Origin of the sequence: Paraburkholderia sp. JHI869 (genome assembly GCF_038900775.1) — a bacterium.
Taxonomy (GTDB): domain Bacteria; phylum Pseudomonadota; class Gammaproteobacteria; order Burkholderiales; family Burkholderiaceae; genus Paraburkholderia.
In genome coordinates this window covers 499,617-525,513 of the sequence record NZ_JAYMSC010000003.1, presented here as the reverse complement: position 1 = coordinate 525,513, position 25,897 = coordinate 499,617, and the positions used below count along the sequence as shown (strand labels likewise).

General features: G+C 65.8%; 26 protein-coding genes. 18 read left to right on the top strand and 8 right to left on the bottom strand.

Translation table 11 applies throughout. The features are described from left to right. The first annotated feature begins 38 nt into the window (after nucleotides 1-38). Together VSR72_RS08800 and rmuC are read left to right on the top strand one after the other, a co-directional pair. A complete protein-coding gene (locus tag VSR72_RS08800) occupies nucleotides 39-1,028 on the top strand; it encodes a D-glycerate dehydrogenase (protein ID WP_342951983.1) in 990 nt (329 codons plus the stop codon). Further along, nucleotides 1,025-2,551 (top strand): DNA recombination protein RmuC, encoded by a 1,527-nt coding sequence (rmuC, locus tag VSR72_RS08795; RefSeq protein WP_342951982.1) that lies wholly within the window; start codon nucleotides 1,025-1,027, stop codon nucleotides 2,549-2,551. Before VSR72_RS08800 ends, rmuC begins: the two co-directional genes overlap by 4 nt. A gap of 81 nt (nucleotides 2,552-2,632) precedes the next feature. Here rmuC and VSR72_RS08790 read toward each other — a convergent pair whose 3' ends face one another. The 6 genes from VSR72_RS08790 to VSR72_RS08765 form a co-directional block, all read right to left on the bottom strand. Then, nucleotides 2,633-3,130: a GNAT family N-acetyltransferase gene (locus VSR72_RS08790; RefSeq protein WP_342951981.1), complete on the bottom strand. Its 498-nt coding sequence runs from the start codon at nucleotides 3,128-3,130 to the stop codon at nucleotides 2,633-2,635. Further along, the gene (locus VSR72_RS08785) at nucleotides 3,130-3,405 is read right to left on the bottom strand and encodes a hypothetical protein (RefSeq protein WP_028212919.1); all 276 of its coding nucleotides are present in this window, start codon (nucleotides 3,403-3,405) and stop codon (nucleotides 3,130-3,132) included. The genes VSR72_RS08790 and VSR72_RS08785 overlap by 1 nt, the downstream gene beginning before the upstream one ends. A gap of 67 nt (nucleotides 3,406-3,472) precedes the next feature. Further along, nucleotides 3,473-4,777, bottom strand: a complete 1,305-nt coding sequence (gene glp, locus VSR72_RS08780; protein ID WP_342951980.1) for a gephyrin-like molybdotransferase Glp — start codon at nucleotides 4,775-4,777, stop codon at nucleotides 3,473-3,475. 108 nt (nucleotides 4,778-4,885) lie between these two features. Next, on the bottom strand, nucleotides 4,886-5,509 hold the full coding sequence (mobA, locus tag VSR72_RS08775) for a molybdenum cofactor guanylyltransferase MobA (protein ID WP_342952050.1): 624 nt from the start codon (nucleotides 5,507-5,509) through the stop codon (nucleotides 4,886-4,888). 16 nt (nucleotides 5,510-5,525) lie between these two features. After that, nucleotides 5,526-6,647 carry a GTP 3',8-cyclase MoaA gene (gene moaA / locus VSR72_RS08770; protein ID WP_342951979.1) on the bottom strand — a complete coding sequence of 374 codons (1,122 nt, stop codon included), beginning with the start codon at nucleotides 6,645-6,647 and terminating at the stop codon, nucleotides 5,526-5,528. 162 nt (nucleotides 6,648-6,809) lie between these two features. After that, the gene (locus tag VSR72_RS08765) at nucleotides 6,810-10,052 is read right to left on the bottom strand and encodes an Rne/Rng family ribonuclease (RefSeq protein WP_342951978.1); all 3,243 of its coding nucleotides are present in this window, start codon (nucleotides 10,050-10,052) and stop codon (nucleotides 6,810-6,812) included. Nucleotides 10,053-10,917: 865 nt separating this feature from the next. On the opposite strand from VSR72_RS08765, the gene VSR72_RS08760 reads away from it, so the two are divergent. Genes VSR72_RS08760 through VSR72_RS08745 form a run of 4 tightly spaced genes read left to right on the top strand, consistent with a single transcriptional unit; the run spans nucleotide 10,918 to nucleotide 14,124 of the window. Continuing rightward, on the top strand, nucleotides 10,918-11,985 hold the full coding sequence (locus tag VSR72_RS08760) for an RluA family pseudouridine synthase (protein WP_342951977.1): 1,068 nt from the start codon (nucleotides 10,918-10,920) through the stop codon (nucleotides 11,983-11,985). Between the two features lie 33 nt (nucleotides 11,986-12,018). Then, nucleotides 12,019-12,678, top strand: coding sequence for an HAD-IA family hydrolase (locus VSR72_RS08755; protein WP_342951976.1), 660 nt, complete (start codon nucleotides 12,019-12,021; stop codon nucleotides 12,676-12,678). Continuing rightward, nucleotides 12,675-13,079, top strand: coding sequence for a Rieske 2Fe-2S domain-containing protein (locus tag VSR72_RS08750; protein ID WP_342951975.1), 405 nt, complete (start codon nucleotides 12,675-12,677; stop codon nucleotides 13,077-13,079). The genes VSR72_RS08755 and VSR72_RS08750 overlap by 4 nt, the downstream gene beginning before the upstream one ends. 40 nt (nucleotides 13,080-13,119) lie before the next feature. After that, on the top strand, nucleotides 13,120-14,124 hold the full coding sequence (locus VSR72_RS08745; RefSeq protein WP_342951974.1) for a S49 family peptidase: 1,005 nt from the start codon (nucleotides 13,120-13,122) through the stop codon (nucleotides 14,122-14,124). Between the two features lie 97 nt (nucleotides 14,125-14,221). On the opposite strand, the gene VSR72_RS08740 is transcribed toward VSR72_RS08745, so the two are convergent. Further along, nucleotides 14,222-14,953 (bottom strand): SAM-dependent methyltransferase, encoded by a 732-nt coding sequence (locus VSR72_RS08740; protein ID WP_342951973.1) that lies wholly within the window; start codon nucleotides 14,951-14,953, stop codon nucleotides 14,222-14,224. Further along, a complete protein-coding gene (locus VSR72_RS08735; RefSeq protein ID WP_342951972.1) occupies nucleotides 14,950-15,588 on the bottom strand; it encodes a Maf-like protein in 639 nt (212 codons plus the stop codon). The genes VSR72_RS08740 and VSR72_RS08735 overlap by 4 nt, the downstream gene beginning before the upstream one ends. 397 nt (nucleotides 15,589-15,985) lie before the next feature. Here VSR72_RS08735 and VSR72_RS08730 point away from each other — a divergent pair, with 397 nt between their 5' ends. From VSR72_RS08730 to VSR72_RS08675, 12 genes are all read left to right on the top strand, one after another. Next, nucleotides 15,986-16,627, top strand: coding sequence for a DUF177 domain-containing protein (locus VSR72_RS08730; RefSeq protein WP_342951971.1), 642 nt, complete (start codon nucleotides 15,986-15,988; stop codon nucleotides 16,625-16,627). A gap of 132 nt (nucleotides 16,628-16,759) precedes the next feature. Continuing rightward, on the top strand, nucleotides 16,760-16,939 hold the full coding sequence (gene rpmF / locus VSR72_RS08725; protein WP_018441573.1) for a 50S ribosomal protein L32: 180 nt from the start codon (nucleotides 16,760-16,762) through the stop codon (nucleotides 16,937-16,939). A gap of 135 nt (nucleotides 16,940-17,074) precedes the next feature. Beyond that, nucleotides 17,075-18,205, top strand: coding sequence for a phosphate acyltransferase PlsX (plsX, locus tag VSR72_RS08720; RefSeq protein WP_342951970.1), 1,131 nt, complete (start codon nucleotides 17,075-17,077; stop codon nucleotides 18,203-18,205). Beyond that, nucleotides 18,205-19,194 carry a beta-ketoacyl-ACP synthase III gene (locus VSR72_RS08715; RefSeq protein ID WP_342951969.1) on the top strand — a complete coding sequence of 330 codons (990 nt, stop codon included), beginning with the start codon at nucleotides 18,205-18,207 and terminating at the stop codon, nucleotides 19,192-19,194. The genes plsX and VSR72_RS08715 overlap by 1 nt, the downstream gene beginning before the upstream one ends. Nucleotides 19,195-19,318: 124 nt before the next feature. Further along, nucleotides 19,319-20,257, top strand: coding sequence for an ACP S-malonyltransferase (fabD, locus tag VSR72_RS08710; protein WP_342951968.1), 939 nt, complete (start codon nucleotides 19,319-19,321; stop codon nucleotides 20,255-20,257). Between the two features lie 34 nt (nucleotides 20,258-20,291). Further along, on the top strand, nucleotides 20,292-21,041 hold the full coding sequence (fabG, locus tag VSR72_RS08705) for a 3-oxoacyl-ACP reductase FabG (RefSeq protein WP_342951967.1): 750 nt from the start codon (nucleotides 20,292-20,294) through the stop codon (nucleotides 21,039-21,041). Between the two features lie 168 nt (nucleotides 21,042-21,209). Then, nucleotides 21,210-21,449 (top strand): acyl carrier protein, encoded by a 240-nt coding sequence (acpP, locus tag VSR72_RS08700; protein WP_004197638.1) that lies wholly within the window; start codon nucleotides 21,210-21,212, stop codon nucleotides 21,447-21,449. Between the two features lie 190 nt (nucleotides 21,450-21,639). Next, nucleotides 21,640-22,881, top strand: coding sequence for a beta-ketoacyl-ACP synthase II (gene fabF / locus VSR72_RS08695; protein ID WP_342951966.1), 1,242 nt, complete (start codon nucleotides 21,640-21,642; stop codon nucleotides 22,879-22,881). Further along, entirely contained in the window at nucleotides 22,878-23,375 is a 498-nt protein-coding gene (locus VSR72_RS08690; protein WP_342951965.1) for a protein YgfX, read from the top strand. The genes fabF and VSR72_RS08690 overlap by 4 nt, the downstream gene beginning before the upstream one ends. A 113-nt stretch (nucleotides 23,376-23,488) precedes the next feature. Further along, nucleotides 23,489-24,088 carry an RNA polymerase sigma factor RpoE gene (gene rpoE, locus VSR72_RS08685; protein WP_027795258.1) on the top strand — a complete coding sequence of 200 codons (600 nt, stop codon included), beginning with the start codon at nucleotides 23,489-23,491 and terminating at the stop codon, nucleotides 24,086-24,088. 90 nt (nucleotides 24,089-24,178) lie between these two features. Continuing rightward, on the top strand, nucleotides 24,179-24,817 hold the full coding sequence (locus VSR72_RS08680; RefSeq protein ID WP_342951964.1) for a sigma-E factor negative regulatory protein: 639 nt from the start codon (nucleotides 24,179-24,181) through the stop codon (nucleotides 24,815-24,817). A 5-nt stretch (nucleotides 24,818-24,822) separates the two neighbouring features. After that, nucleotides 24,823-25,884 (top strand): MucB/RseB C-terminal domain-containing protein, encoded by a 1,062-nt coding sequence (locus VSR72_RS08675; RefSeq protein WP_342952049.1) that lies wholly within the window; start codon nucleotides 24,823-24,825, stop codon nucleotides 25,882-25,884. Nucleotides 25,885-25,897 lie beyond the last annotated feature (13 nt).

Genomic DNA, 25,897 nt, shown 5'->3' with positions numbered 1-25,897 from the left:
AACAATGACGGACAACGATTGAAGTGTGGAGAGCAACGATGCAAAAGATTCTCGTGGCGCGCCCGATCTTTCCCGACGTGATCGATCGGCTCAAGCAGTATTTCGACGTGGACTGGAACGACGGCGAGGCGCTTTCGCCCGAGGCGCTGCACCAGCGTCTCGCCGACAAGGACGGCGCGCTCACCGCGGGCGACCCGATCGGCGCCGCAACGCTCGCCGCTGCGCCGCGTTTGCGCGTGGTATCGAACATGGCCGTGGGCTACAACAACTTCGACATGGCCGCCTTCAACGCGGCCAACGTGCTCGGCACCAACACGCCCGACGTGCTCAACGAAACCACGGCCGATTTTGGCTGGGCGCTGATGATGGCGGCCGCGCGCCGAGTCACGGAATCGGAGCACTTCCTGCGCGCAGGCAAATGGGACAAGTGGTCGTTCGACGCGTTTCTCGGCTCGGACATTTATGGTGCGACGCTCGGCGTGATCGGCATGGGCCGTATCGGCCAGGCGCTCGCGCGCCGCGCACGCGGCTTCAGCATGCGCGTGGTGTATCACAACCGTTCGCGCGTCGCGCCTGAGATCGAGCGCGAGCTGAACGCCGAATATCTGTCGAAGGAAGATCTGCTCAAGCAGGCCGATCACGTGGTGCTGGTGCTGCCTTATACGCCGGAAAACCATCACACGATCGGCGCCGCCGAACTCGCGCAGATGAAACCCACGGCCACGCTCACCAACATCGCGCGAGGTGGCATCGTCGACGACGCGGCGCTCGCGCACGCGCTGCGCACGCGCCAGATCGCGGCGGCGGGCCTCGACGTGTTCGAGGGCGAGCCGCGCGTGCATCCGGCGCTGCTCGAAGTGGAGAACGTCGTGCTCACGCCGCACATTGCGAGCGCGAGCGAAGCCACGCGCCGCGCCATGGCGAATCTCGCCGCCGACAATCTCATCGCCGCGCTTGGCGAGGGCCCGCGCGCGGGGCAGCCGCCCAATCCGATCAATCCCGCCGTGCTGGGGAAAGCGCGTACATGAGTCCGCTCGCAGTCATGTCGCTGGCGATCGTTGCGCTGGCGATCGCGTTCGTCGTGACGCTCGTCGCGCTACTGCGTGCGCGTCAAGGCCACGGCGAAGGCGATGCTGAAGTCACGCTCGACGCGCTCGATCAACTGAGCGACCGCCTCGCTGCCTCGACCGACACGCAGGCGCGCGCGGCCGAGCGCATCGAGCGCGAGCTGCGCAACGAGATCGCGCGCACCGCGCAGGCCTCGCGCAGCGAGTTCGGCGGCGGCTTTGCACAGGTGCAGCAGTCGCTTGCGGCGCAGCTCGGCAGCATCGCGACGGTGCAGAACAGCCAGATCGACGGCTTCGCCCAGCAGCTCGCCAAACTCACGGCAACCAATACGCAGCAGCTCGACGCCGTGCGCCAGAGTCTGCATCAGCAGGCCCAGCTGGCGCGCGACGAGCAGGGCGCCGCGCTGCGCCACTTCGGCTCGTTGCTTACGCAGCAGCTCGGGCAGCTCACCGAAGTCAACGACCGGCGCTTTGCCGAAGTGCGCGCGACGCTCGAACAGCGTCTGAAAGACATCGAAGCGAACAACGCGGCGAAGCTCGAAGAAATGCGCCGCACGGTCGACGAGAAACTGCACGCCACGCTCGAACAGCGCCTTGGCGAATCGTTCAAGCTCGTTTCGGATCGACTTGAGCAGGTGCATCGCGGGCTTGGCGAGATGCAGACGCTGGCAGCAGGCGTGGGCGACCTGAAGAAGGTGCTCACCAACGTGAAGACGCGCGGCACATGGGGCGAGGTGCAGCTCGAAGCGTTGCTCGAACAGATGCTCACGCCCGACCAGTTCGCGAAGAACGTGGCGACGGTGCCGAAGAGCACGGAACGCGTGGAGTTCGCGATTCGTCTGCCGGGGCGCGGCGCTGGCGCTGGCGAACAGGACGAGCCGGTCTGGCTGCCGATCGACGCCAAGTTCCCGCGCGAGGACTACGAGCGTCTCATCGACGCGCAGGAGCGCGCGGACGTGCTCGCGATCGAGGAAGCAGGGCGCGCGCTCGAACTGCGCATCCGCGCGGAGGCGCGCACTATCGCCGAGAAGTACGTCGCGCCGCCGCACACGACCGATTTCGCGCTGCTGTTCCTGCCGACCGAAGGCCTTTACGCTGAAATCCTGCGTCGCCCCGGCTTGACCGATGTCCTGCAGCGCGACTACCGCGTGAGCGTGGCGGGTCCGACTACGCTCACCGCGCTCCTCAACAGCCTGCAGATGGGTTTCCGCACGCTCGCGATCGAGCGTCGCTCGAGCGAGGTGTGGCAGGTGCTGGGCGCAGTGAAGACGGAGTTCGGCAAGTTCGGCGACGTGCTCGCGCGCACGAAGTCGCAGCTCGAAACGGTCACGCGTTCCATCGAAGCCGCGGAAGTGCGAACGCGTGCAATGAACCGCAAGCTGCGCGACGTCGAGGCGCTGCCGGGTGAGGCAGCAGCGAATCTTCTCGGCGATGCGCTGCGCAACGGCGAAGCGGGCAGTGAAGGGGGATTCGGCGACGAGTGACCCAACCTGCTCGCCAAAAGAAAACGGGCCGCCTGATTCCCAGGCGGCCCGTTTGCATTCAAGCGTGTGCAGTGCGTTTGCTTACCCGATCATCGTTTCACCGGGCGCAGCGAGCCTTTCGAGTGCATCGCCGGTCATGCGCACGACGCGCCAGTCGGGCAGCACGGTGGCGCCGAGCTTTTCATAGAAGCCGATGGCCGGCGTGTTCCAGTCGAGCACGGTCCACTCGAAGCGGGCGCAGCCGCGTTCGACGGCAATCGCCGCGAGTGCGCGCAGCATCGCCGTACCAAGGCCGGTGCCGCGTTGCGACGGCTGCACGTAGAGGTCTTCGAGGTAAAGGCCGCGGCGGCTCAGGAACGTCGAGTAGTTGTGGAAGTAGAGCGCATAGCCGACGATGCGGCCGGCGTCTTCCGCCACCAGCGCTTCTGCTGCGGGGCGTGCGCCGAACAGGGCGTCGGCGAGTCCTTCGGCCGTGCCCGTGAACAGATGCGTGAGCTTCTCGAACTCGGCGAGTTCATACATCAGCGCGTGCATTGCGCCGACGTCGGCGGCCGTGGCGGCGCGGATCGTCGCGCTCATCACGCTTCCTCGGGGACGTCGGAGAGATGGATCTCGATGCCGCCGAAGCGCGAGGCCACCCAGTTGTACGCGTGGCAGGCGATCCACAGCAGGATGAAGCCGACGATCGCATTGAGCAGCAGCGCGCTGAAGATGGTCGAGAGTTCGACCGAGCCATAGCGCACGAACGCCACGAGAACGCCGAGCAGCACGATAGGCACGCTGAAGGTCAGGTACACGAGGATGAGCGCCTTGGCGGTCTGGCCCGCAGCGATGAACGAGATCTGTTTTTTCATAGTAGTCGGTCCGTTATGCAGGTGTGGACGTGTGGATACGGTTGATGGCCTCTGAGGCGCCGCCGCGCTAGACGAGTCCATCGAACAGCATGATGTCGACGGGGTCTCCAGCGTCGAGGTCGCCCGCCTCATGGGCGAGCACGATGAAGCAATTCGCTTCGCTCATCGTGCTGAGCGCGCCCGAGCTTTGCGAGCCGGTCGGCGCGACGCGCCACTGGCCGCTGGCGTCGCGGCGCGCGAGGCCGCGCTGGAACTCGGTGCGGCCCGCGCGCTTTTTGATCGGCTGATCGCTCAGCGCGGGGACGAGCGGGACGGGCTGCGCTTGCGCGCCCGCCATCGTCATGAGGGCAGGGCGCACGATCTGGTAGAACGAGACCATCGTCGCGACCGGGTTGCCGGGCAGGCCGAACAGGAGCGCTGCGCGGCCGGCGCCCGGGTGTCCGCCCGACCAGATGCGGCCGAACGCGAGCGGGCGGCCGGGGCGCATGGCGAGGCCCCAGAACGAGACGTCGCCGAGCGCTTGCAACTGGGTGCGCGTGAAATCGGCTTCGCCGACCGAGACGCCGCCGGAGGTTAGCACGACATCGGCGGTTTCGGCAGCGAGTTTCAGCGTGGCGGTCAGCGCCGCGGGGTCGTCGCGCACGACGCCCAGGTCGATCGCTTCGACGTTCAGGCGCTGAAGCATCGCGCCGAGCGCATAGCGGTTGCTGTCGTAGATGCAGCCCGGCTCGAGCGGTTCGCCCGGCGAGCGCAGTTCGTCGCCGGTCGAGAAGTAGGCCACGCGCAGACGTTGCTTGACGTTCGCCTCGACGAGGCCGAGCGAGGCCAGCAAGCCGATGTCGGACGCGCGCAGCACGCGGCCGGCCGCGAGCGCCACACCGCCGTGCGCGAGATCCTCGCCCCTGCGGCGCGCGTTCGCGCCGCGTTTGACGATATTCGCTTCGAACGAGATGACTTCGCCCAGCGCCGACACATGTTCTTGCGGCACGACGGTGTCGCAGCCCGCGGGCATCGGCGCGCCGGTCATGATGCGCACGCAGGCACCCACGGCGACTTCGCCCGGGTAGGCATGACCGGCGAAGGCTTTGCCGCACACGGCGAGCGAGAGGGGGCCGCCGGCGTCGGCCAGCGCCGCGCCGTCGAACGCATAGCCGTCCATCGCGGCGTTGTCGTGCGCGGGGACGTCAATGGGCGAAATCACGTCTTCAGCCAGCACACGTGCAAGCGCCTCGCGCAGCGGCACGCGTTCGCTCGCCGCAAGCGGCGTCACCCACTGCAGCACGATGGCCTGCGCGGCGCTGACGGGCAAAGCTTGCGGATCGTACTGGCTGATGCACCCGGCTTGGCCGGTGGGATGGTTAAGCGTGGTCATCGAGTGAGGAAGCGTCGCATCCGCACAGCGTGTGCGGCGATCGTCCAAGGCGGGCGTGCCGGCCGTGTGCCGGGGACGGCGGCTGGCCGGGCGCCGCCCGATTGCAATTCAGGCGCGTTCGAGTTCGGCCAGTTCCTGTAAGGAATTGATATTGTAAAACGCACGTTCGTCGGCAAAGGCGACTTCGGTGGCCGTGTGGCGCGCGTACCACGCACGCACCTTGCGCTCGCCGGCAGCGAGGAAGGCGGCGAGGTCGTCGGCAAGCGAGGTGCGTACCAGCGCGAATACGGGGTGGAGCGAGACCTCGCCTGCGGCATTCGTCGTGGTCGCGGTGACGATGTCGGCGTGCTGCCCCAACGCGGCATGACCCAGACGCTCGGCAAGATCGGCTGGCAGCCAGGGCGAGTCGCAGGGCGCCGTGAGGAGCCATTCGGTTTGCGCCGCGCGCAGTCCGGCAAGGAGCCCCGCGAGCGGGCCGGGGAAGTCGGGCAGCGTATCGGCGAGCACGTTTGCTTGCCATGGCGCGCCGAGTGCCGCGTAGGCGTCGCCGTTGCGGTTTGCGCTGATCGCGAGGGCGCCCACCTGGGGCGCGAGGCGCGCGAGCACGTGCGCCGCGAGCGGCTTGCCGTGCAGCATCTGCAAGCCCTTGTCCGCGCCGCCCATGCGCTGGCCGCGGCCGCCCGCGAGTACGAGGCCCGTGATCGATGCGATGGAAATGGTGTTGGCGCTCATCGGCGTCATTGGCTTCTCAGCCGCCGATATACGACATTTCGATGCGGCGCTCGTCGGAGGCCGCCGGGGCCTGCGCGCTGCCTCGCAGTTGCGAGTAGCGGTCGGCGCGGCCTTCCCATACCTGCGCGATTGCGCCGGAAATCGCCGCGTCGGTCGCGCCGTTGCGCAGCAGCGCGCGCAGGTCGTAGCCCATCGAGGCAAACAGGCACAGGTACAGCTTGCCTTCGGTCGAAAGGCGCGCGCGTGTGCAGTCGCCGCAGAATGCGCGCGTCACGCTGGAGATCGCGCCGATCTCGCCCGCGCCGTCCGCGTAGCCCCAGCGTTGCGCCGTTTCAGCGGCGTTGTGCGGCTCCAGCGGCACGAGCGGCCAGTGTTCAGAAATGCGCGCGACGACCTCGGCCGACGGCAGCACTTCGGCCATGTTCCAGCCGTTCGAAGTGCCCACGTCCATGTACTCGATGAAGCGCAGCGTTACGCCCGTGCCGCGGAAATGTCGGGCGAGCGGCACGATCTCGCCGTCGTTCGTTCCGCGCTTGACGACCATGTTGACCTTGATCGGAGCGAGACCCACGGCTTGGGCCGCCGCGATGCCGTCGAGCACGTCGGCCACCGCGAAGTCGGCGTCGTTCATGCGGCGAAAGAGGGCGTCGTCGAGGGCGTCGAGGCTTACCGTCACGCGCGTGAGGCCCGCGTCGCGCAGGGCGCGCGCCTTGCGGGCGAGAAGCGAGCCATTGGTGGTGAGCGTGATGTCGAGCGGCTCGCCTTCGGGCGTGCGCAGCGCGGCGAGGCGCTCGATCAGGAATTCGATGTTCTTGCGCAGCAGCGGCTCACCGCCCGTGAGGCGGATCTTGGTGACGCCGTGCGCGACGAAAAGCCGCGCGAGCCGCTCGATTTCTTCGAGCGAAAGCAGCGCGGAATGGGGCAAAAACGGATAGTCCTTGTCGAACACGGCGCGCGGCATGCAGTACACGCAGCGGAAATTGCAGCGGTCCGTGACCGAGATGCGCAGGTCGCGCAGGGGCCTGGCGAGCGTGTCGAAGACCGCGCCAGACGGCGCGCGCACGGTTCCCGCGGCCGGCCGGGGCAGCTCGGGCGGCAGCGTTCGAACATCGGCAACGGGGATGATGCGTCGTGTCATGGTCTCTTCGTTCTCGCGTTGATTCGATTTTAGCCGAACCAGCGCGCACCGACAGACGAGGGAGAACGCTGATATATCAAAAAAAAGCCCGCCGGGAGCGGCGGGCTTTTTGGGGCGCGCCGGACTCGAGGCCCGGCGCGTGGCCAGTTACGCTTGCAGCGCTTACGGCTGGCGCGTGGTTTCGACCTGCTGCATCGGCGAGCTGTCGACCGGCGGCAGCGGCTTGCGCTCGCGCGGTGCGCGGGCGGGCTTCACCAGTTGCGCGGCGGCTTGCTGGGCGGCGTGCAGCTTGTCGGCGTCGGTGTTGACCCAGACGAGACCCGCCGATTCCAGCATCGGACGCAGCGTATCCGCGGCGGCCGCTGCCGTCGAGGGTGCAACCGGTGCTACCGGTGCCACCGGGGCCGGACGCTCTGCCACCGGCTCGGCGATCGCGACGACCGTCGGAGCGGCGGCAACCGTTTCTTGCACCGGCTCCGGTTGAGCGACGGGCGCTTCCGCCGGCTCTACCGTCTGCGGCGCTTCGACACGATCTTCGCGCACGACAGGTTGCGTTTCGGCCGGGGCTGCCGGCGCGGCCTGTTCTTCCGCTGCTGCAGGCGCCACCGGCTCCTCGGCTTTCGGCTCGACCACAGGCGCGGTTTCGACGCTCACCGGTGCGGCTTCGGCGGGTGCCGGAGCCGGCTCGGCCGCGGTCGGAGCCTGCTCTGCAGCGGGCGCGACGGTTTCGACCGGCGTGGTCGTCACGGCAGCGGGCACGTGTGCGGCTTCGGCGACGACGGCTGCGGCCGGCAGTGCGGTCACAACAGTCTCGACAACAGTCTCGACAACAGTCTCGGCGCGCGCTTCCACAGCCGGCGCTTCATGCGCTTCATGCACCTGCGCAGCAACGGCAGGCTGCTCGATGGCCGGTTGAGCCGGTGCGGCTTCCTCTGCACCTTCCGGCGCGTCTGCGCCCGGCGTGAGGCCTGCTGCATCCGTCTCGCGCTCGCGGCGACCGCCACGGCGGCCACGGCGGCGGCGGCGGCGTTCTTCGCCTTCACGCGGTGCGCCTTCTTCGTCGGCACCCGCACTCACGCCTTCGGGCAACTCTTCCGACAGCGGTGCTTCAACGCCTTCGGCATCTGCCGATGCTGCGTCAAGACGCGCTTCCTGGGCTTCGGCGGCCTCGGCCTGCTGACGGCGTCGCGACTCATTGCGATCACCACGTTCGCGGCGCTCGCCACGTTCCTGGCGCTCACCGCGTGCGGCGCCGGCTTCCGCCGTCACGTCGCTGCGTTCCTGGCCGCGCTCGACGCGTTCGATGCGCTGTTCGCGCTCGCCGCGTGCTTCGCGGGTTTCACGCGGCTCACGTTGCTCGCGCGGTTCGCGTTGCTCACGCGGTTCACGCGGCTCGCGAGCGCCGCGGCCTTCGCGTGCTTCACGCGGTTCGCGGGGTTCACGCGGCTCACGTTGTTCGCGCGGTTCGCGTTCCTCACGGCGGCCGCCTTGCTGGCCGGTGCGTGCGCCGCCTGCGCCTTCGCCGCGGCCTGCCGCGTCGCGGCCGCCGGTGCGGCGATTGCGGTTGCGGTCGCCGCCGCTCTTCTCACCGCGCTCGGTACGCGCTTCGCGGGTCGGGCGGGTGGCCTTTTCGGGTTGCGCGACCGGTGCCGGTGCAGGTGCCGCAGCCGGTGCGCCGCCGAAGAGGCGCTTGACCCAGCCGAAGAAGCCGCCGCCCGCGGGCGTAACGGCCACTTGCGCGGCCACCGGCGCTTCTGCCGGCTTGACCGGCGCGCTCGGCGCCGGACGCTCCGGCGTGATGCCCTTCACCGCGGCTTCCTGCTTGGGCTTGGCTTCGGCGGTGCGCTTGCTGTAGCCGGTTTCCGACTCGAGCTCGCGAGCCGCTTCTTCGGCCATCTTCCACGAGGCGCGCGGGTCGTCGAGGCGCGCATCGTCGTGACGCAGGCGCTCGAGCTTGTAGTGCGGCGTTTCGAGGTGCTTGTTCGGGATCAGAACGACGCCGACCTTGAAGCGCGACTCGATCTTGTTGATTTCCGCGCGCTTTTCGTTGAGCAGGAAGGCGGTCACTTCGACCGGCACCTGGCAATGAATTGCCGCGGTGTGTTCCTTCATCGCTTCTTCCTGGATGATGCGCAGGACCTGAAGCGCCGACGATTCCGTATCGCGGATATGACCCGTGCCGTTACAGCGCGGGCAGGTCACGTGGCTGCCTTCCGAGAGGGCGGGGCGCAGACGCTGGCGCGACAGCTCCATCAGGCCGAAGCGCGAGATCTTGCCCATTTGCACGCGGGCGCGGTCGTGACGCAGCGCGTCTTTCAGGCGCTGCTCGACTTCGCGCTGGCTCTTGGCCGACTCCATGTCGATGAAGTCGATCACGATCAGGCCGCCCAGGTCGCGCAGACGCAGCTGGCGCGCGACTTCGTCGGCGGCTTCGAGGTTGGTGCGCGCGGCGGTTTCCTCGATGTCGGCGCCCTTGGTGGCGCGCGCCGAGTTCACGTCGATGGCGACCAGTGCTTCGGTGTGGTCGATCACGATCGCGCCGCCCGAGGGCAGGGGAACCGTACGCGAATACGCCGTCTCGATCTGGTGCTCGATCTGGAAACGCGAGAAAAGCGGCACATCGTCGTGATACCGCTTCACCTTATTGACATTGTCCGGCATCACGATATCCATGAAGGCGCGTGCCTGGTCATAGATCTCGGTGGTGTCGATGAGGATTTCGCCGATGTCGGGCTGGAAGTAGTCGCGGATCGCGCGAATGACGAGGCTCGATTCCAGGTAGATCAGCATGGGCTGACCGGACTGGCCGGCCTGCGACGCGGCTTCGATGGCGCGCCACAGTTGCAGCAGGTAGTTCAGGTCCCACTGGAGCTCTTCGGCGGAGCGGCCGATGCCGGCCGTGCGCGCGATGATGCTCATGCCGTCCGGCAGTTGCAGCTGCGCCATGGTTTCGCGCAGTTCCTGACGGTCGTCACCCTCGATGCGGCGCGAGACGCCGCCGCCGCGCGGGTTGTTCGGCATGAGAACGAGGTAGCGGCCGGCGAGCGAGATGAACGTGGTGAGGGCAGCGCCCTTGTTGCCGCGTTCTTCCTTCTCGACCTGGACGATCAGCTCCTGGCCTTCCTTGAGGGCGTCCTGAATGCGCGCGCCGCGCATGTCGATGCCTTCGCGGAAATACTGGCGGGCGACTTCCTTGAACGGCAGGAAGCCGTGGCGGTCTTCGCCGTAGTTGACGAAACACGCTTCGAGCGAGGGCTCGATGCGGGTGACGATGCCCTTGTAGATATTGCCTTTGCGCTGTTCGCGCCCGGCGGTTTCGATGTCGATGTCGATGAGCTTCTGTCCATCGACGATGGCGACACGCAGTTCTTCCTGCTGTGTCGCGTTGAACAGCATTCGTTTCATTGAACGACTCCAGTGCGTTCGCGCGCGAGCCGCACAGTGCGCGGCGACGACGCCAGGCAGCACGATGCGGGCAGCGGCGAGCCGCGCCTTATTGTGTTGTCACAAGCACGCTGGAGCGGGAACGACGGCGGGGAGAATTGCCTTTTGTGGGCGCCGGTCCGGCGTTGCGTTGCCGTGGACGGGGCCGCGTGGGCACATGCGAAATACGTCTTCAAGAAGCGAAGAGACATGCCGCGGGTTCGCGACGGCAACGTTTTCCTGCGCTTCCAATCCACCTGGCTGCCGTGGCCAGCGATGTGCCGAGGGTTGTGCCCATCGTGTACACATCGCACTGGCCGTGACAGACGCCGGCCGCAGCGGCGAACCGCGCGCGCTTGCGACTGGATCAGGTTCGCGGCCTCCAGATTCAATCAGGGCCGCGCACGGGAAGCTTTTCAGGAACGCCCGTCTTCCCCCTCGGGGTGTCTCGCCACTTTTGACGTCGCCGTGTCCCGCACATTGCCGGGACGCTTCGGGCGCTCGCCGTATTTTCGCCACCAGCGCCTCCTGCGGCGGTCACTTCGACCGCGCGGCGGGACGCGCCGGATAAATTCTTTATACCGTTGTTCCGTTACCGTCGGAGCCGCTCCTGACCGAACGTGCCTGTGGGCGCCGTCCCTGCCGGAATGGTGATCCGTGCGTGCAACTCGTTGCTTCTCATCAAGCGGGGTGAGCAACCAGCCCCGGGCGCAAGTAAAATAACCGTTTATCGCTTGCAGCCTGCGCTCGCCGCGTGGTCCGAGTCCAGGATAACCCTCTTGGGGTTCGCAGGACATTTGGCCGAAAGGCCTACCGTTGCGTCGGCGCTGGGCAAATTATATTCAGAATGAAAGGGTTAGGCAAAACATCCCAGAATCAAGTCGCAAGCGACCAGGTTTCGTTCGTCGAAATCGACGACGGCGCGGCCGGTCAGCGCATCGACAATTTTCTCTTGCGCGTCTGTAAAGGCGTGCCGAAGAGCCACATCTATCGCATTTTGCGCAGCGGGGAAGTGCGCGTGAATAAGGGTCGGGTCGATGCGCAATATCGGCTCGCGGAAGGCGACATCGTACGCGTGCCGCCCATCCGCACCTCGCAATCGAGCGCGCCGGCGGGCGCTGCGCCGGTGCCGGCGGCCCAGTTTCCGGTCATCTACGAGGACGACGCGCTGCTCGTCATCGACAAGCCCGCCGGCGTCGCCGTGCACGGCGGCAGCGGCGTGGCGTTCGGCGTGATCGAGCAGTTGCGCGAAGCGCGCCCGCAGGGCAAGTTTCTCGAACTGGTCCATCGGCTCGACCGCGAAACGTCGGGCGTGCTCATGCTCGCCAAGAAGCGCGCCGCGCTCGTGGGCCTGCATGCGCAGATGCGCGACAACCAGACCGACAAGCGCTATTTCGCCTGCGTCCACGGCGAATGGGCAAGCGACTGGGGCCGTCGGCGCGCCGTGAAGGAGCCGCTTCATAAATATCTGACCCCGGAAGGCGAGCGCCGCGTGCGCGTGCAGCCGGACGGCATGCCCTCGCACACGGTGTTCAATCTCGTCGAGCGCTGGCCGGGCTACGCGCTGCTCGAAGCCGAGCTGAAGACGGGCCGCACGCACCAGATCCGCGTGCACCTGGCTCACCTCGGGCTGCCGATCGTCGGCGACGCCAAGTACGGCGACTTCGCGCTCAACAAGGAACTCGCGCGCACTGGCGCGCGGCCGGGCATCAAGCGCATGTTCCTGCATGCACACCGCCTGAAGCTCGCCCACCCGATTACGGGCGCCCCGTTGCAGTTCGAGGCGCCGTTGCCGGCGGATTGCCGCGGCTTCGTCGACGCGCTGCGCGCGCAGCGCGACGGCGGCGCTGGCGAAGACGCCGCGGCGACAGCCCGGCCTGGCGCGGCGCGACCTGACGCGGCCCGTTCCGAATGACACCGAATCTGACAGCGTTTGGAGAAGTCCTGCATGGCTCGAGAGTTATTTGACCTGATTGTGTTCGACTGGGACGGCACCCTGATGGACTCGACCGCCCATATCACGCGCAGCATCCAGGCGGCGTGCCGCGACCTCGGCCTGCCCGTCCCTGGCGACGAGGCGGCGAGCTATGTGATCGGCCTTGGCCTGCGTGAAGCGCTGCAGATTGCGGCGCCCACGCTCGATCCGGCCGACTACCCGCGGCTTGTCGAGCGCTATCGCATCCACTATTTGCTGAAGGACCAGCAGACCGAGCTGTTTGCGGGCGTGCGCGAGATGCTCACGGAACTGCGCGACACCGGCTATCTGCTCGCCGTCGCGACGGGCAAGAGCCGCGTGGGGCTGAACCGCGCACTCGCGGATTCGCGGCTCACGAGCCTCTTCGACGGCACCCGCTGCGCCGACGAAACCTTCTCGAAGCCGCATCCGGCCATGCTTCAGGAACTCACGCGCGAACTGGGGCAGGATCTCGGTCGCACGGTGATGGTCGGCGACACGACGCACGACCTGCAGATGGCGATCAACGCGGGCGCGGCGGGCATCGGTGTGGCGTATGGCGCGCATGCATCCGGCGCGCTCGAAAAGCTCGAGCCGCGCTTCGTCGCGCAGGACGTGGCGGCGCTCGCGGGCTGGCTGAGGGAGAACGCATGAGCGCGGCGCCGGGGGCAGCGATACCCGAACCGGTGCGCGTGTGCGCAGCCGAAGAACTCATTGAGGGCGGCGAGGGTCGGCGCATGAACGCGACCTACGCGGGTGGCGACGCCGTGGTGTTCTTCGTGCGTTACGGCGGCGAGGTCTACGGCTACCTGAACCGCTGCGCGCACGTGCCGATGGAGCTCGACTGGGTCGAGGGCCAGTTCTTCGAGTCGTCGGGGCTCTATTTGATGTGTGCCACGCACGGCGCGATCTACCAGCCCGACACGGGCAAGTGCGTGGGCGGGCCGTGCCGTGGCGGGCGTTTGCGCGCCGTGCAGGTCGAGGAACGCGACACGCCAGAGGGCCGTGCGGTATTCTGGCTGCCGGACGACGCTTTGCGTCCGACCCCAAACTGAGCTCCGACTTCTGAACCCTTTCGACCGGCTACCCGCTCGCATGTCCGACAATCCGACCCCTGATTCGAACGAAGCGCCCCGCGCGGCTTCGTCAGACCGCGGCGCGAGCGCGCCTGGCTGGGAGCGCGAGGCGCTCGAACGCATTGCGCTCGCGGCAATCACCGAACAGCGCGCGGCGCGGCGCTGGCGCATCTTCTTTCGCTTCGCGTTCCTCGCCGTGTTCGTGGTGATCGCGTGGGCGATCCTCGACCTTTCGGGCGCGCGCGTGGAGAGTGAAGGGCGTCATACGGCGCTCGTTTCGCTCGATGGCGAAATCGGCTCCGACACCTCGGCGAATGCCGAGGACATGATCAGCGCGCTGGACAGCGCCTTTGACGACGACGGCACCGCGGGCGTGATCCTGCATATCGACAGCCCCGGCGGCAGCCCGGTGCAGGCCGGCATCATCAACGACGAGATTCACCGTCTGCGCACGAAGTACCCGGCTATCCCGCTGTATGTGGTGGTGGGCGACATGTGCGCATCGGGCGGCTATTACGTCGCGGCCGCCGCCGACAAGATCTACGTCAACAAGGCGAGCATCGTGGGCTCGATCGGCGTGCTGATGGATGGCTTCGGCTTCACCGGCCTGATGGACAAGCTCGGCGTCCAGCGGCGCCTGCGCACCTCCGGCGAAAACAAGGGCTTCTTCGATCCGTTTTCGCCCGATACGCCGAAAATGGACGCGCACGCTCAGGAGATGCTCGACCAGATCCACCAGCAGTTCATCGACGCCGTGAAGGCGGGCCGCGGCAAGCGCCTGAAGGACTCGCCGGATATCTTCTCGGGCCTCTTCTGGACCGGCCAGAAGAGCGTGGAACTCGGTCTCGCGGACGGCTACGGCGACACCGACTACGTGGCGCGCGAGGTCATCAAGGCGCCCGACGTCGTCGATTACACGGTCAAGCAGAGCCTCACCGATCGCGTGGCGAAGCGCGTGGGCGCGAACATCGGCTCGGCGGCCATGCATTCGCTGCTGATGGGCGGCAAGCTGTCGGTTCGCTGAGAGTTCGGCGTTCCTGCTTTTGGCGGGATTCAAGAAAAATCGGCCGCTGCGCGAAGCTTGCGCAGCGGCCGAATCGTTTTTGCGCGCTGTGAACGCCTCAGTTTGCGAGCAGCAGGAAAATCGCCGGCCGCTTGTGCAATTCGGGCGCGGGCTTCTTCTTCCAGTCGGACACGGCGCGGCTCATGATCGTCTCGGTCGGCAGCGTGAGGTCGGCGGCGACGCACACGAGCGTGGAGGGCGCGCAGGTTGCGAGCAGGGCGTCGAGTAGCGTGCGGTTGCGGTAGGGCGTCTCGATGAAGATCTGCGTCTGCTTGCCCTTGCGCGAGGTCTGCTCCAGTTCGCGCAGCTTTTTCACGCGCTCGTTCGCGTCGACGGGCAGGTAGCCGTGAAACGCGAAACTCTGGCCGTTCAGGCCCGACGCCATCAACGCGAGCAGGATCGAGCTCGGGCCCACAAGCGGCACGACCTTGATACCGCGCTCGTGCGCGCGCCGCACGAGGAGCGCGCCCGGATCGGCGACAGCGGGCACGCCCGCCTCGGAAACGAGCCCCGTGTCGATACCCGCGAGCAGCGGCGCGAGCAGCTTCTCGACTTCGCCAGCGGGCGTGTTGACGTTCAGTTCGCGGATCTCGATTTCCTGGATCGGGCGCGTCGTGCCCACGCGCTTGAGGAAGGCGCGCGTGGTCTTCGCGTTTTCGCCGATGTAGCTGGCGAGCGCGCCTGCGCGTTCGCGCACTGGCACGGGCAGGACGGCGTTGAGCGCGGCATCGTCGCCTTCGCCGAGCGTGTTCGGGATCAGATAGAGGGTGCCCTTTGCTCCATTCGTCATGCTTGCGTCTCCAGCAGCGGATAGCCCGCGGCGAGCAGCATGCGCGTGAGCGCGATGAGCGGCAGGCCGATCAGGGCGGTGGGGTCGTCCGATTCGATCGCTTCGAGCAAGGCGATGCCGAGCCCTTCCGATTTCGCGCTGCCCGCGCAGTCATAGGGCGTTTCGGCGCGCAGGTAGGCGTCGAGCGCCGCATCGGGCAGGTTGCGAAAGCGCACCTTCGTGACGATATCGACGGTATCCGTTTGGCCAGTAGCGGTGTCGAGCAGGCTTAGGGCACTATGGAACAACACTTCGCGGCCGCGCATGGCTTGCAACTGTTCGAGCGCGCGTTCGTGCGTGCCGGGCTTGCCGATCTGGCGACCATCGAAGGTGGCGACCTGGTCGGAGCCGATCACGAGCGTGCGGCCCGTGCCTGCGGGCAGGCCCGCGGCCACGGCGTGGGCCTTCGCGCCGGCCAGGCGCAGCGCCGTCGCCTCGGGTGTCTCGCCGGGCTGCGGCGTTTCGTCGATGGCGGGCACGACCGTGTCGAACGGAATGCGCAGACGTTCGAGCAACTCGCGCCGGTAGCGCGAGCTGGAGGCGAGGATGAGAGCGGGGCGGCCCGTGCGCGGGGCCTGCGGGTGAGAATCCTGCATGTTCGATCGGAGTATGGAAACGGCTGCGAATGTAACTGGAAAAGTCGGCTGAGGTTTGGCGATTTTCGGGTCGATTTCGCCTCGAAAACGGGGGCGGATTTCCCGCAAAGCATCGTCAGAGACGCCTGAAAACCTCGCACACACAAACACTTGCGTACGCGAGCTTAAGTGTTTGACTCACAAAGATAAAGGCGATATGATTTTGGGCTTTTCATCGGTATGCTCTCGTCGCACGTCTTGTGCGGGCGCCTGTATTTGCTGGCGTCGCGGCTCAAAAGGCCTTGCTGGCAGCGTTCCGATGGCCAATGCGGGCCGGTACAAGCTGGATTGCTGCGAGCCTCTATCGGCTTACGCGCATCGCTCGCCGGTCGCCAAGCCTTGAAGCAGGAGAGCGCACATGACCGAACATTCTGGTAAGCCTGCTGGCGCTGAACTGAATCCGCGTGACGTCGATATCTTCGAATTCGCGCGCAGCGAGCGTGAAGCAGCAGGTGTCGTGCGCGTTTCGCAACTGCCGCGCATGTTAAACGAAGTCCCGGCCGAAGCGCGAGATCGCGACACCGCGTTCACCTGGCAGGCTGCGGGCTTTAGCCAGCAGGAATTGCAGGACAACGGCACCGAAGGGGCGCAGCCATACCTGCGCCTGGCCGTTCACGGTGGCGCGTGGCTCGCGTGCCAGCGGTGCCTCGCTCCGTACGAGCAGGCATTCAATGCGGATGCGACCTTCCGTATCGTCCAGACGGAAGAAGAGGCGGACGAGTTTCCGCTCGACGACGATGAAGTCGAAGTGATCGTGGGCTCGCGCCATTTCGATCTCGTCGACTTGATCGAAGAGGAGCTGTTGCTCTCGCTGCCGCTGGTGCCGAAGCACGAAGTCTGTCCGGAAATTCACGAAAGCCTCGCCTCGGGTCCCGACGGCGCGGAAGGCGTGGATTCCGTGGACGACGTGCCGGAGCAGGAAATCGAGCCGGAAGAGCGCGTCAACCCGTTTGCCGCGCTCGAATCGCTCAAGAAGGACGGTCCTGGCAGCAAGCATTAAGGTCAGCCTTAGGCGGCTGCACAGGGCAGGCAGTACCAGACGCGTGGGCCTGAGCCCGGAGTCCGGTCACCCCCCCGGTGGCGGCGGCCGGATCGGGCTGTGTTAGAATTCGGAAAATTTTCAGGAGTTATCATGGCAGTTCAACAAAACAAGAAGTCGCCGTCGAAGCGCGGTATGCACCGCTCGCACGATTTCCTCACGGGCGCGCCGCTGGCCGTCGAGCCGAGCACGGGTGAAGTGCATCTGCGTCACCACATCAGCCCGAACGGCTACTACCGCGGCAAGAAAGTCGTCAAGACCAAGAACGACTAATCGTTCCAGCGTGCGGCGCGTGGCTTCCAGCCTGGCGCCGCAACTGACGATTCCGTTCGCTTGACCATATTTCGGCTCGGCAAAAAAGGCGGCATTCAACTGCCGCTTTTTTATGCCTGAAATCCGTCGCATTCCATGACTGTTACGCTCACGATAGATTGCATGGGAGGCGACCACGGCCCGTCTGTGACGGTGCCTGCCGCAGTCCATTTCGTCCGCTCGCACCCCGACGCGCATCTCATGCTCGTGGGCGTCGAGTCGGCGGTCCGCGCCCAGTTGAAAAAGCTGAAGGCGGCGGACCATCCCGCGCTTACCGTCGTGCCCGCCACCGAGATCGTCGAAATGGACGATCCGGTCGAAGTCGCCCTGCGCAAGAAAAAAGATTCGTCCATGCGCGTCGCGCTCAATCGCGTGAAAGAGGGCGAGGCGCAAGCCTGCATCTCTGCCGGCAACACCGGCGCGCTCATGGCCGTGTCGCGCTATGTGCTCAAGACGCTGCCCGGCATCGAGCGCCCGGCTATCGCCTTTGCGCTGCCGAACCCGCGCGGCTATACGACGATGCTCGACCTCGGCGCGAACGTCGACTGCGAACCTCAGCACCTGCTGCAGTTCGCGGAGATGGGCCACGCACTCGTCGCGGCGCTCGAGGGCAAGGATCGCCCAACCATCGGGCTCCTGAATATCGGCGAAGAAGTCATCAAGGGTAACGAGACCATCAAGCGCGCGGGCGAGCTCCTGCGCGCGAGCACGCTGAATTTCCGCGGCAACGTCGAAGGCAACGACATTTACAAGGGCACCGTCGACGTCATCGTCTGTGACGGTTTCGTTGGGAATGTCGCGCTCAAGACGTCGGAGGGCCTCGCGCAGATGCTCAACGACATGATCAAGGAAGAGTTCGGCCGCTCGTGGCTCACCAAGCTCATGGCGATTACCGCATTGCCGGTGCTCATGCGCTTCAAGAAGCGTGTGGACCATCGCCAGTACAACGGCGCGGCGCTGCTCGGCTTGAAAAGCCTCGTCATCAAGAGCCACGGCTCGGCCGATGCCTACGCGTTTGAGTGTGCGATCAATCGCGGGTATGATGCCGTCAAAAATGGCGTGCTGGAGCGACTTGCGCACGCCATGGAAGAAAACGCCGGTTCGCTCGAACAGGCGGCAGGCGAGCCCGGCGGCGCCCAGAACGCGCAAGCCGCGCAGGTTATTAGTGCGCCTGGCCAGGCAGCGGGCGAGGTACCGCCCGGTGCCGCATCATCCTCGAAGGCATAATGGCTCAATCGACTCTCTATTCCCGCGTGATCGGCACGGGCAGCTACCTTCCGCCTGATCGCGTCACCAACCAGGAACTGGCCGAACGGCTCGCCGCGAAAGGCGTCGAGACGAGCGACGAGTGGATCGTCGCCCGCACGGGCATTCACGCACGCCACTTCGCCGCGCCCGACGTCACGACGAGCGATCTCGCGCTTGCGGCGTCGCAGCGTGCGATCGCGGCCGCCGACGTCGATCCGCAGTCGATCGACCTCATCATCGTCGCCACTTCCACGCCCGATTTCGTCTTTCCGAGCACGGCCTGCCTCTTGCAGAACAAGCTCGGCATCCGCAATCACGGCGCGGCGTTCGACGTTCAGGCCGTGTGCTCGGGCTTCGCGTACGCCGTTTCGGTGGCCGACAGCCTGATCCGCAGCGGCCAGCACCGCACGGCGCTCATCGTTGGCGCGGAAACCTTCTCGCGTATTCTCGATTTCAACGACCGCACCACCTGCGTGCTGTTCGGCGACGGCGCGGGCGCAATCGTGCTGCAGGCGTCGAACGAACCGGGCGTGCTTTCGAGCGCGCTGCACGCCGACGGCAGCTACGCGCACATCCTGTGCACGCCGGGCAACGTCAATGGCGGCGTGATTGCGGGCAACGCGTTCCTGCACATGGACGGCCAGGCGGTGTTCAAGCTGGCCGTGAACGTGCTCGAAAAGGTTGCGATCGAGGCGCTCGACAAGGCGCAGCTCACCGCCGACCAGGTCGACTGGCTCATTCCGCACCAGGCCAACATCCGCATCATGCAGGGCACCTGCCGCAAGCTCGGCCTGCCCGCCGAGCGCATGGTGGTCACGGTGGGCGAGCATGGCAACACCTCGGCGGCTTCGATTCCGCTCGCCTTCGACGTCGCGGTGCGCGACGGCCGCATCAAGCGCGGCCAGAACGTGCTGATCGAAGGCGTGGGCGGCGGCTTCACCTGGGGCGCCTCCGTCATCCGCTTCTAAGCATCCTGAGCGGGCTTTCGCGCTCCCGCGGCCGGGCGCCGCGCACAACGTGCTCGTTGTGCGCAGCCGGCGGCGGTCGATCCGAGCGCATCGCCCACCCGTATTGATCGAATTTGGGGACGTTATGAAATTTGCGTTCGTTTTTCCCGGCCAAGGCTCGCAGGCCGTCGGCATGCTCGACGCCTTCGCCGATAACGCCGTCGTGCGCGAAACGCTGCAAGAAGCGTCCGACGCACTGGGTCAGGACCTCGGCAAGCTGATCGCCGAAGGCCCCGCCGAAGAGCTCAATCTCACCACCAATACGCAGCCGGTCATGCTCACCGCTGCCTACGCCGTTTATCGCGCGTGGCAGCAGGCAGGCGGCCCGGCTCCGGCGATCGTCGCGGGCCACAGCCTCGGCGAATATACGGCGCTCGTCGCCGCCGGCGTGCTCGCGTTCCGCGACGCCGTGCCGCTCGTGCGTTTCCGCGCGCAGGCCATGCAAAGCGCGGTGCCGGTGGGCGAGGGCGGCATGGCCGCCGTGCTCGGCCTCGATGACGACACCGTGCGTACCGTCTGCACCGAAGCCGCCGCAGCAAGCGGCGGCGTGGTCGAAGCCGTGAACTTCAATGCGCCGGCGCAAGTCGTGATCGCGGGCCACAAGGGCGCGGTCGAGAAGGCCTGCGAAATCGCCAAGGCGAAGGGCGCCAAGCGCGCGCTGCCGCTGCCGGTTTCGGCGCCGTTTCACTCGTCGCTGCTCAAGCCCGCTTCGGACCAGCTGCGCGACTACCTCGCGAACGTCACGCTGAACGCGCCGCAAATTCCCGTCGTGAACAACGTGGACGTGGCCTTCGAAACCGACCCCGCGAAGATCCGCGACGCGCTCGTGCGCCAGGCCGCGGGTGCTGTGCGCTGGGTCGAGTGCGTGCAGGCCATCGCAGCGCAAGGCGCAACGCACGTGGTCGAATGCGGTCCGGGCAAGGTGCTTGCGGGCCTCACCAAGCGTATCGACGGCAACCTGGTCGGCGCCTCGGTGCTCGATCCGAAGTCGCTCGAAGAAGCGCTCGCGCTTCTGCAGGCCTAAGCGCCTACGTCACCACCGCTAACGGATTCAAACGATGGAAAAGACTCTCGACAATCAAGCCGCGATCGTGACCGGCGCCACCCGTGGCATCGGCCGCGCAATCGCGCTGGAACTGGCGCGCAAGGGTGCGACGGTGATCGGCACGGCAACGAGCGAAGCCGGCGCGCAGGCCATTTCGGCCGCGTTCGAAGAAGCGGGCCTGAAGGGCCGCGGCGCAGTGCTCAACGTGAACGACGCCGCTGCGGCAGAAGCGCTCATCGACGCAACGGTCAAGGAATTCGGCGGTCTTGCGATCCTCGTCAATAATGCGGGCATCACGCAGGACAACCTGGCGATGCGCATGAAGGACGACGAGTGGGACTCGGTCATCGACACGAACCTCAAGTCGGTGTTCCGCCTTTCGCGCGCCGTGCTGCGCCCAATGATGAAGGCCAAGGGCGGCCGCATCATCAACATCACCTCGGTGGTGGGCTCGTCGGGCAACCCGGGCCAGGCCAACTACGCAGCGGCCAAGGCAGGCGTGGCGGGCATGACGCGCGCGCTCGCACGTGAGATCGGCAGCCGCGGCATCACCGTGAACTGCGTCGCGCCCGGTTTCATCGACACCGACATGACGAAGGACTTGCCGGCGGAGCAGCAAGCCGCCCTCAAGCAGCAGATTCCGCTGGGCCGCCTCGGCAGCCCGGACGACATCGCGCATGCGGTTGCGTTCCTCGCGTCGCCGCAGGCGGCCTATATCACGGGCACGACGTTGCACGTGAACGGCGGCATGTATATGTCTTAACCGGATTCAGGTACTATCCGCGCCTTGATGCGCTTGCTGCAAAACCTTGCTCAAGCGCCGTCGCGGATAGCCTTCCGGAACCTTGAGCGCCGCTTTTCAGCCAGGTCAAACCTGATAAAATGCGCGCACTCGCATTCATGAGCTAACTTTTTTTCCCTTGGAGGGGTAATGGACAACATCGAACAGCGCGTCAAGAAGATCGTCGCCGAGCAACTGGGCGTCGCCGAAGCTGAAATCAAGAACGAAGCTTCGTTCGTGAACGATCTGGGCGCCGACTCGCTCGACACCGTCGAACTGGTCATGGCTCTCGAAGACGAGTTCGGCATGGAAATCCCGGACGAGGAAGCCGAGAAGATCACGACGGTTCAGCAAGCGATCGACTACGCTCGCGCGAACGTCAAGGCCTAAGCGCCAGATTCCCGCCTGGGCCGCGCAACGCATGCGCTGGCGGCCCGCGAGGACGCTCGCCCGTGAAACCGCATACGCCTGCCGCACTCGCTGCGGGGCATCTGCCGGTCAACTAGCCACAGGGCTCACAGGAGCATTTCCTGTGGCCTCTGTGGCTTTTGTTTTTGTCATCTATGGATAAGGGGTTACCGTGAGCCGTCGTCGAGTTGTTGTTACAGGCCTGGGGCTGATTTCGCCTGTTGGCAATAATGTTGCCGACGGCTGGGCCAATCTGGTCGCCGGAAAGTCCGGCATCGCCAACATCACGAAGTTCGACGCTACGAACTTCTCGACCCGTTTTGCCGGCGAAGTGAAGGGCTTCAACGTCGAAGACTACATGCCGGCGAAAGAAGCGCGCCATATGGATACGTTCATCCATTACGGCATCGCAGCGGGCATGCAGGCGATCAAGGACAGCGGTCTCGAAGTCACCGAAGCGAACGCGGAGCGCATCGGCGTGAACGTCGGCTCGGGCATCGGCGGCCTGCCGATGATCGAAGTCACGCAAACCGAACTGCTCAACCGCGGCCCGCGCCGCATCTCGCCGTTCTTCGTGCCGGCCTCGATCATCAACATGATCTCCGGCCATCTGTCGATCAATTTCGGCCTCAAGGGCCCGAATCTGGCGATGGTCACGGCTTGCACGACCGGTCTGCACTGCATCGGCGAAGCGTCGCGTCTGATCGAATACGGCGACTGCGACGTGATGATCGCGGGCGGCGCGGAATCGACCGTGTCGCCGCTCGGTATCGGCGGCTTCGCGGCGGCGCGTGCGCTCTCGCAGCGCAACGACGATCCGGCGACGGCGAGCCGTCCGTGGGACAAGGACCGCGACGGTTTCGTGCTCGGCGAAGGCGCGGGCGTGATGGTGCTCGAGGAGTACGAGCACGCGAAGGCGCGCGGCGCGAAGATCTACGCGGAAATCGGCGGCTACGGCATGAGCGGTGATGCTTATCACATGACCGCTCCGCTGGAAAACGGCGACGGCGCACGCCGCTGCATGCTTGCGGCGATGAAGAACGCGGGCGTCAACGCCAACGAAGTGAACTGGCTGAGCGCCCACGGCACCTCGACGCCGCTCGGCGATCTCGCGGAAACCACCGCGATCAAGCGCGCGTTCGGCGACCACGCGAAGAATATCGTCGTGAACTCGACGAAGTCGATGACGGGTCACTTGCTGGGTGGCGCGGGCGGTCTCGAATCGGTGTTCACGGTGCTCGCCGTGCACAACCAGATCTCGCCGCCGACGATCAACATCTTCAACCAGGATCCGGCTTGCGACCTGGACTACTGCGCGAACACCGCGCGGGACATGAAGATCGACGTCGCGCTGAAGAACTCGTTCGGGTTCGGCGGCACGAACGGCACGCTGGTCTTCAAGCGTCACGTTTGATCTCGCACGACGAGACAGCGGCCGCGCCGAATTCTCCGGCCGGCCGCGTTCCTCCTGCTTTCCCCTCGCGGCGCGCGGGCGCGCCGCTTCTTTGCCTGCGTCCTTCTCTCGCGCTGCAACTGCTCGTTGCCGCGGCCTTGGGCGTGGCTACGGCCGCCGTCTACACGACGCTTGCGTCCTGGCACGGCGCCTGGCAAGCCTTGCCGATCACGCTGGCGTTTCTGGCGACCGGCGGTCTTGCGGCTGCGGCCTGGCGTCGCAAGCAGCCGGCTTTCATCGAAATCGGGTCAGATTTCTTCGCGGCCTATTCGCGCGATGGCGCCTGTCTCGTCGCGGGACAGATTGCCGGCGCGTCGCAATGGGGCGCATGGCTGCTTGCGCTCGTCGTGGAGCAGGGCGCACGCCGCACGACGATACTCATCGCCGCGGACGCCGTTTCGCCGGAAATCTTCCGTACGCTCGCCGTGCGCGCGCGCAGCGCGGCCGGCCGCTGAGCCTCCCTTCGCTGTAAAGCTTGTAACCGCTGTTACTCGCGTAACGTGAGACCGTGGCGGGGACGCTACAATGGTGCCCCCACGTCTACTTCATGTGCTAACGGATTTTTCAGGTGAGCGAAAAAGAAATTGATCAGGTTCTGGTCGAGCGCGTGCAAAAAGGCGACAAGGCCGCGTTCGAGCTCCTGGTCTCGAAATACCACCGCAAGATCATCCGGCTGATCTCGCGCCTTGTGCGGGACCCCGCCGAGGTCGAGGACGTGGCCCAGGACGCCTTCATCAAGGCTTACCGCGCACTACCGCAATTTCGTGGCGAATCAGCTTTCTATACGTGGTTGTACCGAATTGCTGTCAATACGGCGAAGAACTACCTTGCGACCCAGGGAAGACGCGCGCCGACTTCTACCGAGGCAGATGCAGAAGAAGCGGAAACTTTCTCGGACGCCGATCAACTAAGGGATATCAATACGCCCGAGTCGATGTTGATGAGCAAGCAGATCGCACAGACGGTCAATGCTGCAATGGCGGTTTTACCGGAAGAGCTGCGCACCGCCATTACGCTTCGGGAAATAGAAGGCCTAAGCTACGAGGAAATTGCCGAGATGATGGGGTGCCCGATCGGCACCGTCAGATCGAGAATTTTCCGCGCTCGGGAAGCCATTGCGGCAAAATTGCGTCCGCTGCTGGACACTCCGGAAGGCAAGCGCTGGTAAGAAGAACATCCAGCTTCGCCCCGGGCGGCGACGCGATTCACCAGAATGAGTTGGTGTCACAGGGACGTCTGTTAGGGAATGGGGAGCATCATGGGTTCGGTCTCGATGCAATCGGTATCAAGCTCGCGCGGCGAGCGTCTGTCCGCCTTCGTCGACGGTGAAGCGTCGGCGCAGGAGCATCTGAACGGAAATTATCTGGAACTCGACGGCGAAGGGCGCGCAGCCTGGTCGGAGTACCACCTGATCGGCGACGTGTTACGCTCGGACGATCTGGCCCTCAGTCAGGCCGCGAGCCGGGCTTTCATGACGGGTTTCGCCGCGCGCTTCGAAGCGGAGCCGCATCTGCTCGCGCCCGCTGCGTTGCCGCAGGCGCAGGCTGGCCGCAATGCGCGCGTGGGCCGTATTCTGGCGCTGCGCCGCCGCGTAATGCCGTCGCTGGCCGTGGCCGCCGCCGCAGCCACGCTCACGTGGATCGTCATGCCGCAAATGCGCGGTGTGGGCATGGCCGGCGCGCCGCAAATCGCCGCCGTGCAGTCGCAGGACGGCGTGCAGCGCGTGGCCATGAACACCACGCCGGCGCCTGTCGCGGGCGGTCAGGACGGCAATATCATCCGCGACGCACGCCTCGACGAATATCTTCAGGCGCACCAGCAGTTCGCGCAGCAGCCGGTCATCTCGGATGCCATGCCGTACGTCCGGTCAGCCGCTCTCTCCACGCAAGGCCAATAAGTTTGATGCAGACATTGCGGTTGAATAAAAAGACAATCTGGGGGCGGTTGCCGGCATTTCTCTGCTGCGCAGCCGTGATGTTCACCGCTCTGTCTGTCGCCCCGTGTGTTCACGCGCAAGGCGCGTCCGCGGCCGATGCTGCCACGCGCCAGAGCGCCGCGCAGTTGCTCGACCGCATCCAGCAGGCCGCCCAGCAGCAAAGTTACGAAGGCACCTTCGTCTACCAGCGCGGCGAGTTCGTTCAGTCCTCGCGCATCACGCACTACGCCTCGAAGCAGGACGGCGAGTTCGAGAAGCTCGAAAGTCTCGACGGCAAACCGCGGACGATGCTGCGCCACAACGACGATCTCTACACCTTCGTGCCCGAGCGCAAGCTGCTCGTCGTCGAAAAGCGCCAGAACAAGGACGCTTTCCCGGCGCTGCTCTCCACGAGTGGCGACCAGGTGCTGAGCGTCTACGAGCCGAAGATGCTCGGCAACGACCGGGTGGCGGGCCTCGATAGCCAGGTCATTCAGCTCGACCCGAAGGACAATTTCCGCTTCGCCTACAAGCTGTGGGCCGATGCGAAAACCGGTCTGCTGCTGCGCTCGCAGATGCTCGATCCGTTGAACGGCCAGGTGCTCCAGCAGCTTGCGTTCACGCAGGTGCACATCGGCGGGCCCGTCGACAAGACGCCTATCGTGAACGGCATGCGCAATATCGAGGGCTGGAACGTGGTGCGCCCGCCGCTCCAGCCGGTCGACATCGAAGCGCAGGGCTGGTCGTTCGGCCAGGCTGCACCGGGCTTCCAGAAAATTCGTGAAGTGCGCCGGCCCATGGCGGCGCGCGATGCAAGCGAACCGCCTATTCCCGTCGATCAGGCCGTGTTTTCCGACGGGCTGTCCACGCTTTCCGTCTTCATCGAACCGGTCAAGAACAACAGTCGCAAGGAAGGCTCGGGCAGCAGTGGGGCGACCCACGTGCTCGTGAAGCGCAACGGCGATTACTTCATCACGTTGCTTGGCGAAGTGCCCCAGACCACGTTGCAGCAGTTCGCGTCTGCCATAGAATACAAGGCTCCCAGGTAACTCCTTCCTTCGG

What these genes read in the sequence shown, in the direction of transcription:
- mobA (WP_342952050.1), bottom strand. Translation starts at nt 5,509, where the DNA reads ATGAGCGCCAACACCATTTCCATCGCATCGATCACGGGCCTCGTACTC.
- VSR72_RS08715 (WP_342951969.1), top strand. Translation starts at nt 18,205, where the DNA reads ATGGCTCAATCGACTCTCTATTCCCGCGTGATCGGCACGGGCAGCTAC.
- VSR72_RS08745 (WP_342951974.1), top strand. Translation starts at nt 13,120, where the DNA reads ATGTCCGACAATCCGACCCCTGATTCGAACGAAGCGCCCCGCGCGGCT.
- VSR72_RS08800 (WP_342951983.1), top strand. Translation starts at nt 39, where the DNA reads ATGCAAAAGATTCTCGTGGCGCGCCCGATCTTTCCCGACGTGATCGAT.
- VSR72_RS08760 (WP_342951977.1), top strand. Translation starts at nt 10,918, where the DNA reads ATGAAAGGGTTAGGCAAAACATCCCAGAATCAAGTCGCAAGCGACCAG.
- fabG (WP_342951967.1), top strand. Translation starts at nt 20,292, where the DNA reads ATGGAAAAGACTCTCGACAATCAAGCCGCGATCGTGACCGGCGCCACC.
- rpmF (WP_018441573.1), top strand. Translation starts at nt 16,760, where the DNA reads ATGGCAGTTCAACAAAACAAGAAGTCGCCGTCGAAGCGCGGTATGCAC.
- fabD (WP_342951968.1), top strand. Translation starts at nt 19,319, where the DNA reads ATGAAATTTGCGTTCGTTTTTCCCGGCCAAGGCTCGCAGGCCGTCGGC.
- moaA (WP_342951979.1), bottom strand. Translation starts at nt 6,647, where the DNA reads ATGACACGACGCATCATCCCCGTTGCCGATGTTCGAACGCTGCCGCCC.
- VSR72_RS08755 (WP_342951976.1), top strand. Translation starts at nt 12,019, where the DNA reads ATGGCTCGAGAGTTATTTGACCTGATTGTGTTCGACTGGGACGGCACC.
- VSR72_RS08735 (WP_342951972.1), bottom strand. Translation starts at nt 15,588, where the DNA reads ATGCAGGATTCTCACCCGCAGGCCCCGCGCACGGGCCGCCCCGCTCTC.
- VSR72_RS08675 (WP_342952049.1), top strand. Translation starts at nt 24,823, where the DNA reads ATGCAGACATTGCGGTTGAATAAAAAGACAATCTGGGGGCGGTTGCCG.
- plsX (WP_342951970.1), top strand. Translation starts at nt 17,075, where the DNA reads ATGACTGTTACGCTCACGATAGATTGCATGGGAGGCGACCACGGCCCG.
- VSR72_RS08765 (WP_342951978.1), bottom strand. Translation starts at nt 10,052, where the DNA reads ATGAAACGAATGCTGTTCAACGCGACACAGCAGGAAGAACTGCGTGTC.
- acpP (WP_004197638.1), top strand. Translation starts at nt 21,210, where the DNA reads ATGGACAACATCGAACAGCGCGTCAAGAAGATCGTCGCCGAGCAACTG.
- VSR72_RS08790 (WP_342951981.1), bottom strand. Translation starts at nt 3,130, where the DNA reads ATGAGCGCGACGATCCGCGCCGCCACGGCCGCCGACGTCGGCGCAATG.
- VSR72_RS08740 (WP_342951973.1), bottom strand. Translation starts at nt 14,953, where the DNA reads ATGACGAATGGAGCAAAGGGCACCCTCTATCTGATCCCGAACACGCTC.
- VSR72_RS08750 (WP_342951975.1), top strand. Translation starts at nt 12,675, where the DNA reads ATGAGCGCGGCGCCGGGGGCAGCGATACCCGAACCGGTGCGCGTGTGC.
- VSR72_RS08730 (WP_342951971.1), top strand. Translation starts at nt 15,986, where the DNA reads ATGACCGAACATTCTGGTAAGCCTGCTGGCGCTGAACTGAATCCGCGT.
- glp (WP_342951980.1), bottom strand. Translation starts at nt 4,777, where the DNA reads ATGACCACGCTTAACCATCCCACCGGCCAAGCCGGGTGCATCAGCCAG.
- rmuC (WP_342951982.1), top strand. Translation starts at nt 1,025, where the DNA reads ATGAGTCCGCTCGCAGTCATGTCGCTGGCGATCGTTGCGCTGGCGATC.
- VSR72_RS08785 (WP_028212919.1), bottom strand. Translation starts at nt 3,405, where the DNA reads ATGAAAAAACAGATCTCGTTCATCGCTGCGGGCCAGACCGCCAAGGCG.
- VSR72_RS08680 (WP_342951964.1), top strand. Translation starts at nt 24,179, where the DNA reads ATGGGTTCGGTCTCGATGCAATCGGTATCAAGCTCGCGCGGCGAGCGT.